The organism is Rhizobium sp. M10 (assembly GCF_002531955.1).
Classification (GTDB): Bacteria; Pseudomonadota; Alphaproteobacteria; order Rhizobiales; family Rhizobiaceae; genus Rhizobium; species Rhizobium etli_C.
In genome coordinates, this window is the sequence record NZ_NWTA01000001.1 from 308122 (window position 1) to 325090 (window position 16969).

Consider the following 16969-nt stretch of genomic DNA (forward strand, 5'->3'; position numbering starts at 1 on the left):
GGACGATACATATGAAGAAACTTGTCGTGGCAGGCATGCTGTGCCTCGCGGCTGTGACCGGGAGCGAACGGGCGGCCTATTCGGCCTCGTTCCTCGGGCTGCATCTCGGCGGCCGATCCGCGGAGAACCAGGCGTCAGCGCCCGTTGTCAAGGTGCAGAGCGGCGACGCCGAGGTTCGCGTGCAGCAGCTCGAAGAGCAGCTGCGGCAGCTGAACGGCCGAATCGAGGAGATGAGCTTCCAGCTGCTGCAGATGCAGGAGACGATCCGCAAGCAGCAGGAAGACAATGAATTCCGCTTCCAGCAGCTCGAAAAGACCGGTGCCGGCGGCGGTGGCGCCAAGGCTCCCGTCAAGAAGAGCGAGACTGATGCCGCTCCGGCAGCGTCCGGTGGCGACGATGTCGCCAGGGTGATCCAAGCACCGCAGGGAGCCGAAACGGCTCCCTCCACCGATGTGCCCGATAATACCGGCCTCGGCCAGCCGCCGAAGCAGCTTGGCTCGATCGAGTTCGATCAGAACGGCAACCCGGTTGGCGGAACCGTCGACGAAAATGCCAGCATCGGCTCCGGCCCGATTCCCGATGCCAATGGCCGCACGCCGCAGCAGACGGCCTCACTCGGCAGTGAGGCGGATCAGTACAAGGCAGCGTACGGCCACGTGCTTTCAGGCGATTACGGCACGGCAGAGCAGGAATTCAACCAATACATCGCCCGTTACCCGAGCAGCGCGCGGGCCGCCGACGCCAATTTCTGGCTCGGCGAAGCGCTCTACTCGCAGGGTAAATATAACGAGGCGGCCAAGACCTTCCTCAACGCGCATCAGAAATACGGCAGCTCGGAAAAGGCGCCGGAAATGCTGCTAAAACTCGGCATGTCGCTTGCTGCCCTTGATAATAAGGAAACGGCCTGCGCGACGCTGCGCGAGGTCTCGAAGCGCTATCCGAAAGCTTCACGCGCCGTCATAGGCAAGGTTGCGAGCGAACAGAAACGCCTCGCCTGCTGAGGTCTTCCGGAATGTCTCCGGAAGCCGCATCGCCTCATACGGCGATCCTCCAGTTTCTCGAATCGCTCCAAAGTCCTGCGCGCATTCTCGTCGCGATATCGGGCGGCAGCGATTCCACCGGCCTGCTTCTCCTCCTCGACGAAGCCATGAAGGCCGCGCCTCATCTCAAGATTTCCCTCTGTGCTGCCACCGTCGATCACGGGCTGCGCGCCGGCTCCGAGGACGAAGCGCAACAGGTTGCAGCGCTCTGCGCATCGCTCGGCATTCCCCATATCATCGCTGCCTGGCGGGGCGAAAAGCCGAAAACCGGCATCATGGCCGCGGCCCGCGAGGCTCGCTACGACCTCTTGGCGGAATCGGCAGAGAGGCTCGGCGCCAATCTCATCGTCACCGCCCATACGCTCGACGATCAGCGCGAAACATTGCTGATGCGCGGCATGCGGACGGAGCAGCTTTCATCGGGAATCGCCGATGCGGTGCTCTTCGACCGGCGGTTCTGGATCTTGCGGCCGCTTCTCTTTTCCAGCCGGGCCGATATCCGGGCTTTTCTGAGAGAGCGGGACGCGGCGTGGATCGACGACCCCAGCAATGAGGATGTGAAATACGAGCGCGTGCGGGTGCGCCGGCAGCTATCCGCCGATCGAGCGACGGAGATGGATATTCACGCGGCCTGGGAAGCGCGGCTGGCTGTGTCGTCCGCAGCAGCCGAATGGCTTGACCGCCACTTCAGGCTTCACGGCGGCCTGCTTGGGCAGGTATCTGTTGATGCCTTGCGGCAGGATCGCGCAGTTCTGGATTATGCGCTCGGCCGTCTGACAGCCGTCTTCGGCGGACAGCCATTCGTGCCGGGGAGGGCGCATATGGAGCGCCTTCTCTCATTTGTCACCGGCGGGGAACCGGGGCGGATGACTGTCGGTCGAGTGGTGTTCGATCTGAGGCGTGATGGGCTTTATCTCTCGCGCGAGAGCCGGGGGATATTGCCTTTGACGCTGCGCCCTGGGAAGGCGGGGGTTTGGGACGGGAGGTTTGAAGCCGCAAACGGCTCCGGAGCGACCGTAAGGATAGAAGCGCAGGCCGCCTGCTCCTCCCTCATTCCTGTGTCCTCAGGGCTTCGCCTGAGGGATGTCACAGGAATCCAGCCACCGCGCGTCGGCGCGGTGAATGACTCTACAAAACAGGACGAGTCTTCCGCGCCCAACGACTTAGGCGCGGAAGATTCCTGTGACGAGCACAGGAATGAGGGGGAGTGGAGCAGGGGCCTGCCCAAGGCGGCATGGAAGCGTGCCGTCGCCTCAGCGCCGGCTTTTTCCGTCGATGGACACCCTCTATCTCTGGAATCTGTCGGCTCGATCCGTCTGGCGCCCTATTTCGCACCCTTCGACCGCTTTTTGACACGATTTGATTTCATCTTTGCCGATAGGCTTTCGGCGGTTTTCGCGATGGCGCCCTATGCGGGACCGCCTTTAAGAAGTATTGACGGAAAAACCATCTGACCTGGGGGATTGCCTTGGCAACAGCACGGCGCAACCCTATGTTAGAATGAATAAGACGGTCGCCATGAGGCGGCTGTTCCAGTGCTGGGGAGTTCAATGAACCCTAACTTACGTAATTTTGCCTTGTGGGCGATCATCGCGCTTCTGCTGATCGCCCTGTTCAGTATGTTTCAGACGGCGCCGGCGCAGACGGGCTCCCGCGAAATCCCTTATTCGCAGTTTCTGCGTGAGGTCGATGCGGGCCGGGTGAAGGATGTCGTGGTCACGGGCAACCGTGTTTCCGGAAGCTATGTTGAAAACGGCACCACCTTTCAGACCTACTCCCCTGTAATCGACGACAGCCTGCTCGATCGCCTGCAGCAGAAGAATGTCCTGGTTTCCGCCCGTCCGGAAACGGACGGTTCCTCGGGGTTTTTGAGCTATCTCGGCACGCTCCTGCCGATGCTTCTCATTCTCGGCGTCTGGCTGTTCTTCATGCGGCAGATGCAGGGTGGCTCGCGCGGCGCGATGGGCTTCGGCAAGTCCAAGGCCAAGCTTCTGACCGAAGCGCATGGCCGCGTGACCTTCGATGATGTCGCCGGCGTTGACGAGGCCAAGCAGGATCTCGAAGAAATTGTTGAATTCCTGCGTGATCCGCAGAAATTCCAGCGTCTCGGCGGCAAGATCCCGCGCGGCGTGCTGCTCGTCGGCCCTCCGGGCACCGGTAAGACGCTGCTCGCCCGCTCGGTCGCCGGTGAGGCCAATGTGCCGTTCTTCACGATTTCCGGTTCCGACTTCGTCGAAATGTTCGTCGGCGTCGGCGCAAGCCGCGTCCGCGACATGTTCGAACAGGCGAAGAAGAATGCGCCCTGCATCATCTTCATCGACGAAATCGATGCGGTCGGCCGCCATCGTGGCGCCGGTCTCGGCGGCGGCAACGACGAGCGCGAGCAGACGCTGAACCAGCTGCTGGTCGAAATGGATGGCTTCGAGGCGAATGAAGGCGTGATCCTGATCGCCGCCACCAACCGTCCCGACGTTCTCGACCCGGCGCTGCTGCGTCCCGGCCGTTTCGACCGTCAGGTCGTCGTGCCAAACCCGGACATCGTCGGGCGCGAGCGCATTCTCAAGGTGCATGCCCGCAATGTGCCGCTGGCGCCGAATGTCGATCTCAAGGTTCTCGCCCGCGGCACGCCCGGTTTCTCCGGCGCCGACCTGATGAACCTCGTCAACGAAGCCGCCCTGATGGCCGCCCGCCGCAACAAGCGTGTCGTCACCATGCAGGAATTCGAGGACGCCAAGGACAAGATCATGATGGGCGCCGAGCGCCGCTCCTCGGCGATGACCGAGGCGGAGAAGAAGCTCACCGCCTATCACGAAGCCGGCCACGCCATCACCGCGCTCAATGTCGCCGTCGCCGATCCGCTGCACAAGGCGACGATCATTCCGCGCGGCCGTGCGCTCGGCATGGTCATGCAGCTTCCCGAGGGCGACCGCTACTCGATGAGCTACAAGTGGATGGTGTCGCGCCTCTGCATCATGATGGGCGGCCGTGTCGCCGAAGAACTCACCTTCGGCAAGGAGAACATCACCTCGGGTGCCTCCTCCGACATCGAGCAGGCGACCAAGCTTGCCCGCGCCATGGTCACCCAGTGGGGCTTCTCCGATCAGCTCGGTCAGGTCGCCTATGGCGAGAACCAGCAGGAGGTCTTCCTCGGCCACTCGGTTTCGCAGTCGAAGAATGTTTCGGAAGCGACCGCGCAGAAGATCGACAATGAAGTCCGCCGTCTGATCGACGAAGCCTATACCCAGGCCCGTACGATCCTGACGGAAAAGCACGATGAATTCGTCGCTCTCGCCGAAGGCCTGCTGGAATACGAGACGCTGACCGGCGAAGAGATCAAGGCGCTGATTCGCGGCGAGAAGCCGTCTCGCGATCTCGGCGACGACTCACCGCCGAGCCGTGGTTCGGCGGTGCCGAAGGCCGGCGCGCGGCCTGCGACCAAGGGCGACGAGCCCGAAGCCGGCCTCGAACCGCAGCCGCATTGAGCCGCCAGCGCCATCTTCAACAAGGCCGGATTTCCCAAGCGGGAGATCCGGCCTTTTCTATTGGTAACGGGATATAATCATTTTTCTTGCTAATTTACGTGCCGATCGCCGCATTTTGTGGCATTCCGCTGAATTGAGGCAAGCATGAATCACGCTCCTGGATTGACGACATTCCATTGAAGCCAGATTCGCTTGGAACGGTGCGCTGCCTTGGATGGCGCGCGGAAAGTGCAGGAGTGTAGATGAAAAGACGCTATTTCGGGACCGACGGCATTCGCGGCCAATCCAATGTCTTCCCGATGACACCGGATCTCGCCATGCGGGTCGGCATCGCCGCCGGCACGATCTTCCGCCGCGGCAACCATCGCCATCGCGTCGTCATCGGCAAGGATACGCGCCTTTCCGGCTATATGCTCGAAAACGCCATGGTCGCAGGCTTCACCGCCGCCGGTCTCGATGCCTTCATTCTCGGCCCGATCCCGACGCCTGCCGTCGCCATGCTGACCCGTTCGCTGCGCTGCGATATCGGCGTGATGATCTCGGCTTCGCACAATCCCTATGAGGATAACGGCATCAAGCTGTTCGGCCCCGACGGCTATAAGCTGTCCGACGACATCGAGGCCGAGATCGAGGATTTGCTCGAAAAGGATCTGAGCACGCAGCTCGCCAAGTCCGATGACATCGGCCGCGCCAAGCGCGTCGACGGCGTGCATGATCGTTACATCGAACACGCCAAGCGCACGCTGCCGCGCGACGTGACCCTGCAGGGCCTGCGGATCGCCATCGACTGCGCCAACGGCGCCGCCTATAAGGTGGCGCCTGCCGTGCTCTGGGAGCTCGGCGCCGACGTCGTCACCATCGGCAACGAGCCGAACGGCACCAATATCAATCTCAATTGCGGCTCCACCAGCCCGGTCGCGCTGCAGAAGAAGGTCGACGAGGTGCGGGCCGATATCGGCATCGCGCTCGATGGCGATGCAGACCGCGTCATTATCATCGATGAGAATGGATCGATCGTCGACGGCGACCAGCTGATGGCCGTCATTGCTGAGAGCTGGGCCGAGAGCCAGCAGCTGCGTGGCAATGGCATCGTCGCCACTGTCATGTCCAACCTCGGCCTCGAGCGCTTTCTCGACGAGCGCGGCATGGCGCTCGCCCGCACCAAGGTCGGCGACCGTTATGTCGTCGAGCATATGCGCCAGCACAACTACAATGTCGGCGGCGAGCAGTCGGGCCATATCGTGCTGTCGGATTACGGCACGACGGGCGACGGCCTGGTTGCCGCACTGCAGATCCTTGCCGCCGTCAAACGCACCGGCAGGACCGTCAGCGAGGTCTGCCGCCGCTTCGAGCCGGTGCCGCAGCTGCTGCGCAATGTCCGCATCAGCGGCGGCAAGCCGCTGGAGGATATTCAGGTGCAGAAGGCGATCGCCGATGCCGAAGCCGAGCTTGCCAAGACCGGCCGGCTGGTCATCCGCCCCTCCGGCACCGAGCCGCTGATCCGCGTCATGGCCGAGGGCGACGATCGCGCCCAGATCGAGCGCATCGTCAACGAGCTGATCGGCACGATTTCAAACGTCCGGACCGCTGCCTGAATTTTAGGGCAGATCAGGCTCGGCGGCATGGTTGGCCGTTTGGGCCGATGCTTGGAGAATGAACGAGGCCCTCTCTCCGCCCTCATCCTGAGGCGCCCCGCAGGGGCCTCGAAGGACGAGGCCGGCCACCGGGGCGCGATCCAACAATTCGGATGGCTGTACGTGCGCAGCCACCCGCCCCCGTCCTTCGAGGCCCCTTCGGGGTACCTCAGGATGAGGGCTAACCGACGTGCCGTGCGGCTGATGGGCGTGCTTGCTCGTGAAGATTTATTCGACGCTACGCTCCAGCAAATGCCGGGACTAAACATCTAGGGTGGAAAATCTAGCGCAAGCATCAACCCACCCGCCCTCATTCCTGTGACGAGCACAGGAATGAGGGCGGGTGGGGAAACGTCCTCGCCAATTTATCACTCGCCGGGGCTCATATGCAGTGCCATGGCTGGGCGAAGATTACGGGAAGAGCCGGTGCGCTATCCAGCCAAATGGTCTCGTCAGGTCGTCGTTTCCAAGACTTCTACCGCAGCAATCCATGTTTCCTTTGCCGGAAGCTTCAAGATCTACAGTAAATAATCGTGGTTAAGCAGCTTTTAACGTTTCCGGTTCATTATCCATACGAAGCGTATCAGATTGGCGGCGACTTGAGCCTGCCGATGCAACGGATTTTGGAGTGGGATCCATGAAAAGAAGCTTGTCCGGCATCTTCGCGGCATTGTTGATCGCGACAAATGCCTATTCCGCGGACTTCGCTCCGGCCGAGCCCATCCCGGAGCAGCCGCCCGAAGTGACGGTCAGTGAAGCGACGGGCTGGTACCTGCGCGGCGATGTCGGTTACGCCTTTACCGATCTGCGCGGCGCCCGCTATTTCCAGGGCAGCAATGCCACTGAAGTCGATTTCGACGACGCTGACCTCGACGACGCATGGACGATCGGCGGCGGTGTCGGTTACCAGATCAACAGCTACCTGCGCACCGATCTGACCTTCGATTATCTCACCCAGGCCGACTTCCGCGGCTCGACGGTCGGGCAGTGCGGCTTCCCGCTGGTGGATTGCACCTCGACCGACCGCTCTTCGCTCACCGCCTACACGCTGCTCGCCAACGCCTATGTCGATCTCGGCACCTACGGCTACGTCACGCCTTATGTCGGCGCCGGTATCGGCGGATCCTACGTCAAGTGGAAAAACCTGCGCAACGTCGCCTGCGCCGATGACGGCAGCTTCTGCGACGACGAGGTCACCCATGGCGGCAAGGGCAACTGGCGCTTCACCTATGCCCTCATGGCCGGCGCCTCGGTCGACGTGACCTGCAACTTCAAGGCCGATGTCGGCTACCGCTACCTGCATATCGATGGCGGCAATATGTTCGGCTATGCCGAAAACGGCGGTCCGGGCCGCGACAAGGGCCTGAGCGCCCATGAAGTCCGCGTCGGTGGCCGCTACCTCTTCGGCGGATGCGCCCAGGCGAGCTACGAACCGCCGCCGGAAATCCCGTTGCAGCAGCCGGTCTACAAGTAAATTCAATCCGCTTGCATCAGAAAGCCGCCCCAGCAGGGCGGCTTTTTTCAGTTCCGCCACTCCGCCTGCGTCAAAATATCTTCCCTCTGCGACGCTTCGGTCTTGACTATGACGCCGCCGATCCATAGACACGGCGGCGGGACACCCTTCCCCAACGAAGGGCTTTCTATCTGAGAGGATAGCATCATGGCGAAGACCGCAAAGCCGGACATCCGTCCGCACAATACCCATTTTTCTTCTGGCCCCTGCTCGAAGCGCCCCGGTTGGTCGCTCGAAGCCCTTTCCGACGCGGCCCTTGGCCGTTCGCACCGCGCGAAGGTCGGCAAGGCCAAGCTCAAGCAGGCCATCGACCTTACCCGTGAAATTCTCGAAGTGCCGGCGGATTACCGCATCGGCATCGTTCCGGCCTCCGACACCGGCGCCGTCGAAATGGCGCTCTGGTCGCTGCTCGGCGAGCGCGGCGTCGACATGCTCGCCTGGGAAAGCTTCGGCGCCGGCTGGGTCACCGATGTCGTCAAGCAGCTGAAGCTCAAGGATGTGCGCAGGCTCGAAGCCGGTTACGGCGAGCTTCCCGATCTCTCGGCCGTCGATTTCGATCGCGACGTCGTCTTCACCTGGAACGGCACGACCTCGGGCGTGCGCGTGCCGAACGGTGATTTCATCCCCGCCGACCGCAAGGGCCTGACGATCTGCGACGCCACCTCGGCCGCTTTCGCCCAGCAACTCGATTTCGCCAAGCTCGATGTCGTCACCTTCTCCTGGCAGAAGGTTCTGGGCGGCGAGGGCGCACACGGCGTCATCATTCTTTCGCCGCGTGCCGTCGAGCGCCTCACCACCTACACGCCGGCTTGGCCGCTGCCGAAGATCTTCCGCATGACCTCGGGCGGCAAGCTGACGGAAGGCATCTTCCAGGGCGAGACGATCAATACGCCGTCGATGCTCTGCGTCGAGGACTATATCGATGCACTGCTCTGGGCCAAAGATCTCGGCGGTCTCAAGGCGCTGATCGCGCGCGCCGATGCCAATGCCAAGGTCATCCACGATTTCGTCGCGGCGAACGACTGGATCGCCAATCTCGCCGTCAAGGCGGAAACGGCCTCCAACACCTCCGTCTGCCTGAAGATCATCGACAAGGACATCGCGGCGCTCGACGACGATGGCCAGGCGAATTTCGCCAAGGGTCTGGTCGGCCTGCTGGAAAAGGAAGGTGTCGCCTATGACATCGGCCATTACCGCGACGCACCGTCGGGTCTGCGCATCTGGGCGGGTGCTACGATCGAGGCATCCGACATGCAGAAGCTGATGCCCTGGCTTTCCTGGGCCTTCGAAACGCAGAAGGCGCAGCTCTCTCAGGCTGCTGCCTGATGTGATCGCATCCGGCTCCGCCACAGGGCGGAGCCCTTGATTTCATCCATCGCTGAACATTTTTGAAGGAGTCCCTCATGGCACCTCGCGTTCTCGTATCCGACGAATTGTCGGAAACCGCCGTCCAGATCTTCCGCGATCGCGGCGTCGAAGTCGATTTCGAACCGCAGCTCGGCAAGGACAAGGACCGTCTGCTCGAAGTCATCGGCAAATATGATGGCCTGGCCATCCGTTCCGCCACCAAGGTGACCGAAAAGATCATCGAAGGGGCGAAGAACCTCAAGGTCGTCGGCCGCGCCGGCATCGGCGTCGACAATGTCGATATTCCGGCCGCCTCGCGCCGCGGCATCATCGTCATGAACACGCCGTTCGGCAACTCGATCACCACCGCCGAACACGCGATCGCGCTGATGTTCGCCGTCGCCCGCCAGCTTCCGGCAGCCGATACCTCGACGCAGGCCGGCAAGTGGGAAAAGTCGAAATTCATGGGTGTCGAGATCACCGGCAAGACGCTCGGCGTCATCGGCGCCGGCAATATCGGCTCGATCGTCTGCGCCCGCGCCATCGGCCTCAAGATGCATGTCGTCGCCTATGACCCGTTCCTCTCCAAGGAGCGCGCCGAGGAAATGGGCGTCACCAAGGTCGAGCTGGACGAGCTTTTCGCCCGGGCTGATTTCATCACGCTGCACGTGCCGATGACCGACAGGACGCGCGGCATCCTCAACAAGGAAGCGCTGGCGAAGACCAAGCCCGGCGTGCGCATCATCAACTGCGCCCGCGGCGGCCTGGTCGATGAGGCAGCCTTGGCCGAAGCCATCAAGTCCGGCCATGTCGCCGGTGCTGCCTTCGACGTGTTCGAGGTCGAACCCGCCAAGGAAAGCCCGCTCTTCGGCCTGCCGAATGTCGTCTGCACGCCGCATCTCGGCGCTTCGACGACCGAGGCGCAGGAAAACGTCGCTCTGCAGGTGGCCGAACAGATGTCGGACTATCTCGTCAAGGGTGCGGTCTCCAACGCCATCAACATGCCGTCGATCACCGCGGAAGAAGCGCCGATCCTCAAGCCTTTCATCCGACTTGCCGACGTTCTCGGCGCCTTCGTCGGCCAGGTCACCGAGGAGCCGATCAAGGAAATCGAGATCCTTTATGACGGCGTCACCGCCAACATGAACACGCGGGCGCTGACGAGCGCGGTTCTCGCCGGTCTCATCCGCCCGCAGGTCGCCGACGTCAACATGGTTTCGGCGCCGATCATGATCAAGGAAAAGGGCATCGTGCTTTCCGAGGTCAAGCGCGACAAGACGGGCGTCTTCGACGGCTATATCAAGCTGACGGTGACGACCGAGAGCATGACGCGTTCGATCGCCGGCACGGTGTTTTCGGATGGCAAGCCGCGTTTCATCCAGATCAAGGGCATCAATCTCGATGCCGATGTCGGCTCGCACATGATCTACATCACCAATACCGACGTCCCTGGCATGATCGGCTTCATCGGCACGACGCTCGGTACTGCCGGCGTCAACATCGCCAACTTCCAGCTCGGCCGCGACAAGCAGGGCGGCGACGCCATCGCGCTGCTCTATGTCGACGGCGAGGTGGAGGACGGCGTGCTCGAACGGCTGACGGCGCACCAGGCAATCCGCCAGGCAAAGCTGCTGACATTCAACATAGACTGAGTTTCCTCCTCCCAAGGAAACAGGGAAAACCCGGCGCCGGAAACGGCGCCGGGTTTTCTGCGTCCCGCAATGGGTATATTTCAGTGAGGCAAGCGCTTGCGGCGGACGATCTTGCCAAAACGGGCTCTATCGTCCTCAGCCTTGGTGCGATGAAGGAAGGCGCGCCTGCTGCCGTCGAGACCCTGGAAGAATTCGTCCCAGGAAATCTCCTCCTGCGTTTCCGAGGAAAAATCGACGCGGACGGTTTCGCTGTCGCTCGCGTCCTTGATGCGGGCGGGATGGCCGCCTCGCTCTTCGATCCAGTGTCTGATCCTGTTGTAATCCGCCGTCGTGCCGAACCTGGCCATTATACCCTCCGCAGCATTCGATTGCGACATTGATCACCCGGAACGCATGATCGAAAGAATAGTTCCATAGGGCGATAATTATTTGCTCAACGATTTCCGGTTGAGCCGGCTGCTCAAGCATTCGTTATTTTGAGAACGGCGGCCGGAGCGGCATAATTCGCATCGGCTGGAAGGAGGATGCATATGAAACGCTATTCATTCTCGATAATCGGACTGGCGCTCATGACCGCCGTGATCGCCAATCCAGGCATCGCATTCGCCTGCAACAAGCTGATCGGCACCTGAGCCGCACCCCCGCTTTCAAGGCGTGGCTTCGGCCGCGCCTTCCTTTCTCACTGGCGAAACGATCGGCCGTCCGAACGCCGCCCCTTGCGTCCCGATACAATCCTTTCTATATCGATCGCTTATCGAAAGGCGGCCGATCCCGCCTGATACAGCAATCCGCCGCAATTGCAGCGCAAGGGCGGATGATGAGCGCACAGAATTTGGCACCACCGTTGAACACACTGGATTTTGATAAGAAGCCGGAAGAGACCCGCGTCGTCGTCGCCATGTCGGGCGGCGTCGATTCCTCCGTCGTGGCCGGCCTTCTCAAACAGCAGGGTTACGACGTGCTCGGCATTACACTGCAGCTTTACGATCATGGCGCCGCCGTTCATCGCGCCGGGTCCTGCTGCGCCGGCCAGGATATCGACGATGCCCGCCGCGTCTGCGAGACGCTCGGCATTCCGCATTATGTGCTCGATTACGAAAAGCGCTTTCGCGAGACGGTGATCAATCCCTTCGCCGAAAGCTATGTGGCCGGCGAAACGCCGATCCCCTGCGTCTCCTGCAACCAGACCGTCAAGTTCGCCGATCTGCTGGCGACCGCCAAGGAACTCGGCGCCGATGCGCTGGCGACCGGCCACTATATCCGTTCGCGGCCGAACCCTTCGCTCGAACATCCCGGCCGCCGCGCGCTGTTCCGTCCGGCCGACGCCGACCGCGACCAGAGCTATTTCCTGTTCGCCACGACGCAGGAGCAGATCGACTATCTGCGCTTTCCGCTCGGCGGCCTGCCGAAGGCCGAGACCCGCCGGCTGGCCGAAGAGATGGGCCTCGTCGTCGCCAAGAAGGCCGACAGCCAGGACATCTGCTTCGTGCCGCAGGGCAAATATTCCGATATCATCACCAAGCTGAAGCCGAATGCGGCGCTCGCCGGCGAGATCGTCCATCTCGACGGCCGCGTATTGGGAAGCCATGAAGGCATCCTGCATTTCACCATCGGCCAGCGCCGCGGCATCGGCATCGCCACCGGCGAACCGCTTTACGTCGTCTATCTCGATGCCCGCTCGCGCCGCGTCATCGTCGGGCCGAAGGAGGCGCTGGAAACCCACCGCGTCTATCTGCGCGACGTCAACTGGCTGGGCGACGAGACGCTTGCGGAAGCAGCGTCCGGCGAAGGCTTTGCCTGTTACGCCAAGGTCCGCTCGACCAGGGCGCCGGCACCCGCCGTGCTGCATGTCGATTCCACCGGCACCTATGTCGATCTGACGGTCGGCGAGGCTGGTATCGCACCCGGCCAGGCCTGCGCGCTCTATTCCGCGCCCGGCGACGACGCCCGCGTCTTCGGCGGCGGCTTCATCGAGCGCTCCGAGCGCGAACCCTCGGCCGAGGCTTCGCTCAAGGCGCTGCTCGCCAGCCCCGTCGCCGCTTTAAACCCTCAGGAAACGACCGCCAACAAAGGCGGGCGTTTTTCTCCATCATGCGCTTGACACAAAGCCGAAGCGCACCTTATAAGCCGCTCATCCCACGAGCCCGCAGCGCTTCGCGAGCAGGTATCGTTTGACCAGTGGCGGAGTAGCTCAGTAGGTCAGAGCAGAGGAATCATAATCCTTGTGTCGGGGGTTCAAATCCCTCCTCCGCTACCATCTCTTCATTGCAGAATTTGCGATTCTGGCAGCTCGATTTTGAGCTGGTTCCGACGGCCGCGGTAGGGTGTCCCTCCGCCAAAAGGCGCGGCGACAGGACAATAACCTCGGGATTTCGCTGACGCCGAGGCCAGCACTATCTGTAGAGCATAAAATGCAAGATTGGCATTTTCATCGCCCAGAGATGGGATGCAGCAGCGATAATAATTGCCCATAAGGCCAGCGAGAACATGACCGCGGCTAACCTGATTCCCATTGACTGCATCAGTTCCTCCATCCCAGATAATCGTCCCTCCTCGGACGATCTATTGCTAGCAGGGCGCAGGTCGATCAGCTATCGCAAGAAATCGCTACTGGATCGTCGCTGCAGCGCGCGCTCGGAAAGATGCAATGTTTAGCGATGCGGCGCCCGTTTTCTCTCTCTCAAACGACAAAGTGGAAGTTGTCGTATTGCGCACCATAATAGTCGGGGCCGCTCGTTTCGGTGATGACGGGCTCGGTGTCGAGCACGAGATAGTCGATCTGGCCATAGGCGCTGAGATCAATCACTTGCGGGTCATGAATGCTGTCGGCGGTCACGTTGACCGTAACCAAGTACACGGTATCGCCGTTCAGCCTACCTTCGATCGTCAGAACGTTGTCATAATCGGATGTGCCATTTGCCACGCTGAATTGCTCGATCTGGAAGGTGCCGCCGTCGGCGGCCTGGATGGGTGTCCAGAAGACGCCGCCTGACAGATAATGGTTGCCGTCGGCTTCCTTTTGTATCACTGCATCGTCACCATCGTGCCAAGCGCCCCAATCGAAGCCCTTGTAGCCTGTGGGGAAATCATATTTGCCGACATCCTCGAAATTGACGAAGATGTCGCCACGCTCCGGCAGATCGACAGTGATATTGAGCAAGCCGAAGTCGGTGGCGCCTTTGCCGTCCGAGATCTTGAAATTGAACTGATCGAGGAGTTGATCTCCCGGGCCGAGCGCCAATACCACGGGATTGGAGTGATCGAGTTCATAGGTGTAGTAGCCGTCGGAATAGACGGTCAGCGTGCCGTATTTTCCCTCGATCGTCGTCGTGGTCCGTCCATCCGAATTGGCCGGTTGCGGAATTCGCTGCCCGTTCACGAAGTTGAGACGCAGAAGATCTCCGTCGGCATCCCTGGAACCGTCCAGGATGTTGCCGTCAACCGGCTTGTCGATGTCGAAAATGGGCTGGTATACGTCCGCTGCGACCGGCTTGTGGTTTGCCATTTCTACCTCCCGTCTGAAGTTCTGTTTAAACATGCAACCCTATCGGGTGCTTGGCAACGAGATTTTGACCAGCATCAGATCAATTCAGCCTGTCAAATCCAACAGGCGCAATTTGTCTGCAGCTCAAGATCCAGTAAAGGGACTGACGCCGGCGTCTATTCCCTTGGAAATGAAGATTTATGCGCTGTCTTACGCTGATGCGGCTTTGGAGAATGCGGTATTTTCTGCCTGTTCCAGCTTTCGATCAATTTAGGCCAGCAGAAATATTTCCGGCAGCGTAATAATGCCAAGCTCATGATGACGTCATCATGACGATATACGGCATTGATTGCTTCAATGCAGGCCGCCCACTCCGAGCAAGCTTTCGACGGCTTCGTGGTCCTTGGATAGGTCTGCCGGCGTTCCCGCCCAGGCCAGCCGCCCTCGTTCGAGAATGACGACCTGATCGGCGAAATCGAGCGCGCTCTGGATCCGCTGCTCGACAAGAAGGATGGTCATGTCGCCTGACTTGGCGAGTCCGGCGAAGGCTGCCATCAGTTCCTCGCAGATAACGGGGGCGAGACCCTCGAGCGGTTCGTCGAGCAGCAGCACCGACGGGCGGCCGAGAATGGTGCGGGCCGTCGAAAGCATCTGCTGTTCGCCGCCGGAGAGTTGGTTGCCGAGGTTGCGGCGGCGCTCCTTCAGGCGCGGGAACAGCGCATAGGCTTCCTCCAGCGCCGTCTTCGGCCGCGCCTTCAAACCGACGAAAAGGTTCTCTTCGACGGTCAGCGTCGGGAAGACGCAACGTGTCTGCGGCACATAACCGAGACCCTTGTGCGCGCGTGTTGCGCTTGGTGCTGTTGTGACGTCCGCATCGCCAAGGGTGATGCGGCCCTCGTAGCGTCTGGTCTGGCCTGCGAGCGTTGCCAGCAGCGTCGTCTTGCCCATGCCGTTGCGGCCGAGCACGGCAAGCCTTGCGCCTGCCGGCACTGCGAAGGAAATGCCTTCCAACACCCGCGTCGGCCCGTATCCGGCCGACAGATTTTCGACCTCAAGCGACAGGGCTGGCATTGGCATAACTCCCGAGATAGGCCTCGCGCACACGCGCATCCCTCGTGACATCTTCAGGCCGGCCGTCGAAAATGATCGCGCCGGCGGCCAGCACGATGACACGTTTGGCAAAACGAAAAACAAGATCCATGTCGTGCTCGATCATCAGCACGGCGAGATCGGCGGGCAGATCAGCAAGCGCTTGCTCGATGCGGCCGGTATCGCTTTGCGGCACTCCGGCGGCCGGCTCGTCGAGCAGCAGCACCTTCGGCTTCAGCGCCAGCGCGACGGCAAGTTCGAGAAGCCGCTGCTGTCCATAGGCAATCTCGCTGACCTTGCGATGCATCAGCGGCGTCAGTCCGAGCTTTCCCAGGAGGTCGTCGATCTCGGCCATGACGTCGGGCATCGAGAGGAAATTACCGAACATGTTCCAGGTCTTTCCGTCCCGCTGCAGGACAGCGAGCCCGACATGTTCGGCGGGCGTCATGTCCTGGAAAAGCCGTGTCACCTGAAAGGAGCGGACGAGGCCGCGTTTGACCCTGCCGATCGCATTGACCGCCGTCACCGTTTCGCCGCCAAGGCGGACCTCGCCGGAATCGGGGGGGAGGTTGCCGGTGACGAGGTTGACGAAGGTGGTCTTGCCGGCGCCGTTCGGGCCGATCAGCGCGACGCGGTCGCCGGGTGCCATCGCCAGCGAAACATCGTTGGTGACGGCAAGGCCGCCGAAGGCTTTCCGGAGATTGGCGACTTCGAAGACATGGCTCATGAGCGCTGCTCCCTGCGGCGATCAATGAAATTTGCGGCCGTTCCGTAAAGCCCTTTCGGCGCGAAGAGCACGACGGCGATCAAGAGCGCACCGACCATGGTCAGCCAGTGGAAGGGATTGGCGGCCGAGACATAGTCCTCGAAGAGCATGAAGATGATCGTGCCGGAGAGCGCCCCGAAGAGAGAGCCGGTGCCGCCGAGCACGAGCATGACGAGCGCCTCCGCCGACTGCGTGAAAGACAGGCTGTCCAGACCGACGACCTGCGTCGAGATCGCGTTCAAGGCGCCGCCGACCCCGGCAACCGCGCCCGAGATCGCGTACATCCTGATGAGCGCGCCCTTCGGCGAACCACCCATGGCGCGGATACGCAACGGGTCCTGCTTGATGGCGCGGCAGAGCATGCCGAAGGGTGAACGCACCAGCAGTCTCAGCAGCACGAAGACAACAAGCAGCAGCGTCATTCCGAAAAAGAAGGCGGTGCGGCCATAAAGATCGAATTCAAAAAGGCCGAGGACCGGGTCGGGCGCGATGCCGGAAAGTCCATCACTGCCTCCTGTCCATGAGGAGGCCTTGTTGGCGAATTCGTGGAAGAGATGGATGAGGGCAATCGACAGCACGAGCTGCGGTAGGCCATGCGCGCGCAGAATGATCGCGCCGCTGAGCAGCCCGGAAGCTACGCCGCCGGCAATGCCGGCAAGCAGCATCAGCAGCGGATCATTGATGCCGTAATGCGCCGACAGGATGCCGGCGGCATAGGCGCCGGAGCCGAACAGGGCGGCATGGCCGAGCGTCGCAACGCCGCAATAACCGGTCACGAGATCAAGCGAGAGCACGAGCAGCGCGATGGTGATCATCCGCGTCAGAAGCGCGAGATTATCAGGGAAGGCGAAATAGCCGATGGCGGCAACGGCGATGATCACCATGATGCCGGCGAGATCGCGGCTGACATAACCGCGCCGTTGCTGGAGACGTCCGTTTTCGTTGTTCAACACAAGCGCCAT

General features: G+C 61.5%; 12 protein-coding genes, 1 tRNA gene and 1 pseudogene. 9 read left to right on the forward strand and 5 right to left on the reverse strand.

The window, feature by feature from the left end; genetic code table 11:
- Positions 1 to 11 precede the first annotated feature (11 nt).
- The 7 genes from ybgF to serA all read left to right on the forward strand — a co-directional run bounded on the left by ybgF (position 12) and on the right by serA (position 10668).
- On the forward strand, positions 12 to 1001 hold the full coding sequence (gene ybgF / locus CO671_RS01475; RefSeq protein WP_097604031.1) for a tol-pal system protein YbgF: 990 nt from the start codon (positions 12 to 14) through the stop codon (positions 999 to 1001).
- 11 nt (positions 1002 to 1012) lie between these two features.
- Positions 1013 to 2494, forward strand: coding sequence for a tRNA lysidine(34) synthetase TilS (gene tilS, locus CO671_RS01480; protein ID WP_097604032.1), 1482 nt, complete (start codon positions 1013 to 1015; stop codon positions 2492 to 2494).
- Between the two features lie 96 nt (positions 2495 to 2590).
- Entirely contained in the window at positions 2591 to 4522 is a 1932-nt protein-coding gene (gene ftsH / locus CO671_RS01485; RefSeq protein WP_038691074.1) for an ATP-dependent zinc metalloprotease FtsH, read from the forward strand.
- Between the two features lie 242 nt (positions 4523 to 4764).
- Positions 4765 to 6117 (forward strand): phosphoglucosamine mutase, encoded by a 1353-nt coding sequence (gene glmM / locus CO671_RS01490; RefSeq protein WP_064683357.1) that lies wholly within the window; start codon positions 4765 to 4767, stop codon positions 6115 to 6117.
- 676 nt (positions 6118 to 6793) lie between these two features.
- The gene (locus tag CO671_RS01500) at positions 6794 to 7630 is read left to right on the forward strand and encodes an outer membrane protein (protein ID WP_097604034.1); all 837 of its coding nucleotides are present in this window, start codon (positions 6794 to 6796) and stop codon (positions 7628 to 7630) included.
- 186 nt (positions 7631 to 7816) lie between these two features.
- Complete coding sequence (locus CO671_RS01505) at positions 7817 to 8995, forward strand: phosphoserine transaminase (protein ID WP_097604035.1); 1179 nt, start codon at positions 7817 to 7819, stop codon at positions 8993 to 8995.
- Positions 8996 to 9072: 77 nt separating this feature from the next.
- Positions 9073 to 10668, forward strand: coding sequence for a phosphoglycerate dehydrogenase (serA, locus tag CO671_RS01510; RefSeq protein WP_010035565.1), 1596 nt, complete (start codon positions 9073 to 9075; stop codon positions 10666 to 10668).
- A gap of 80 nt (positions 10669 to 10748) precedes the next feature.
- Here serA and CO671_RS01515 read toward each other — a convergent pair whose 3' ends face one another.
- Positions 10749 to 11015: a hypothetical protein gene (locus tag CO671_RS01515; protein ID WP_010035567.1), complete on the reverse strand. Its 267-nt coding sequence runs from the start codon at positions 11013 to 11015 to the stop codon at positions 10749 to 10751.
- A gap of 497 nt (positions 11016 to 11512) precedes the next feature.
- Here CO671_RS01515 and mnmA point away from each other — a divergent pair.
- Positions 11513 to 12709, forward strand: a pseudogene (gene mnmA / locus CO671_RS01520) (tRNA 2-thiouridine(34) synthase MnmA); the annotation flags it as partial.
- Between the two features lie 139 nt (positions 12710 to 12848).
- Positions 12849 to 12925, forward strand: a tRNA-Met gene (locus CO671_RS01525).
- 423 nt (positions 12926 to 13348) lie between these two features.
- On the opposite strand, the gene CO671_RS01530 is transcribed toward CO671_RS01525, so the two are convergent.
- The 4 genes from CO671_RS01530 to CO671_RS01545 all read right to left on the reverse strand — a co-directional run bounded on the left by CO671_RS01530 (position 13349) and on the right by CO671_RS01545 (position 16969).
- Positions 13349 to 14173 carry a VCBS domain-containing protein gene (locus tag CO671_RS01530; protein ID WP_097604037.1) on the reverse strand — a complete coding sequence of 275 codons (825 nt, stop codon included), beginning with the start codon at positions 14171 to 14173 and terminating at the stop codon, positions 13349 to 13351.
- 333 nt (positions 14174 to 14506) lie between these two features.
- On the reverse strand, positions 14507 to 15223 hold the full coding sequence (locus CO671_RS01535; RefSeq protein ID WP_097604038.1) for an ABC transporter ATP-binding protein: 717 nt from the start codon (positions 15221 to 15223) through the stop codon (positions 14507 to 14509).
- Entirely contained in the window at positions 15204 to 15968 is a 765-nt protein-coding gene (locus CO671_RS01540; RefSeq protein WP_077990433.1) for an ABC transporter ATP-binding protein, read from the reverse strand. The genes CO671_RS01535 and CO671_RS01540 overlap by 20 nt, the downstream gene beginning before the upstream one ends.
- Positions 15965 to 16969 carry a branched-chain amino acid ABC transporter permease gene (locus CO671_RS01545; RefSeq protein WP_097604039.1) on the reverse strand — a complete coding sequence of 335 codons (1005 nt, stop codon included), beginning with the start codon at positions 16967 to 16969 and terminating at the stop codon, positions 15965 to 15967. Before CO671_RS01545 ends, CO671_RS01540 begins: the two co-directional genes overlap by 4 nt.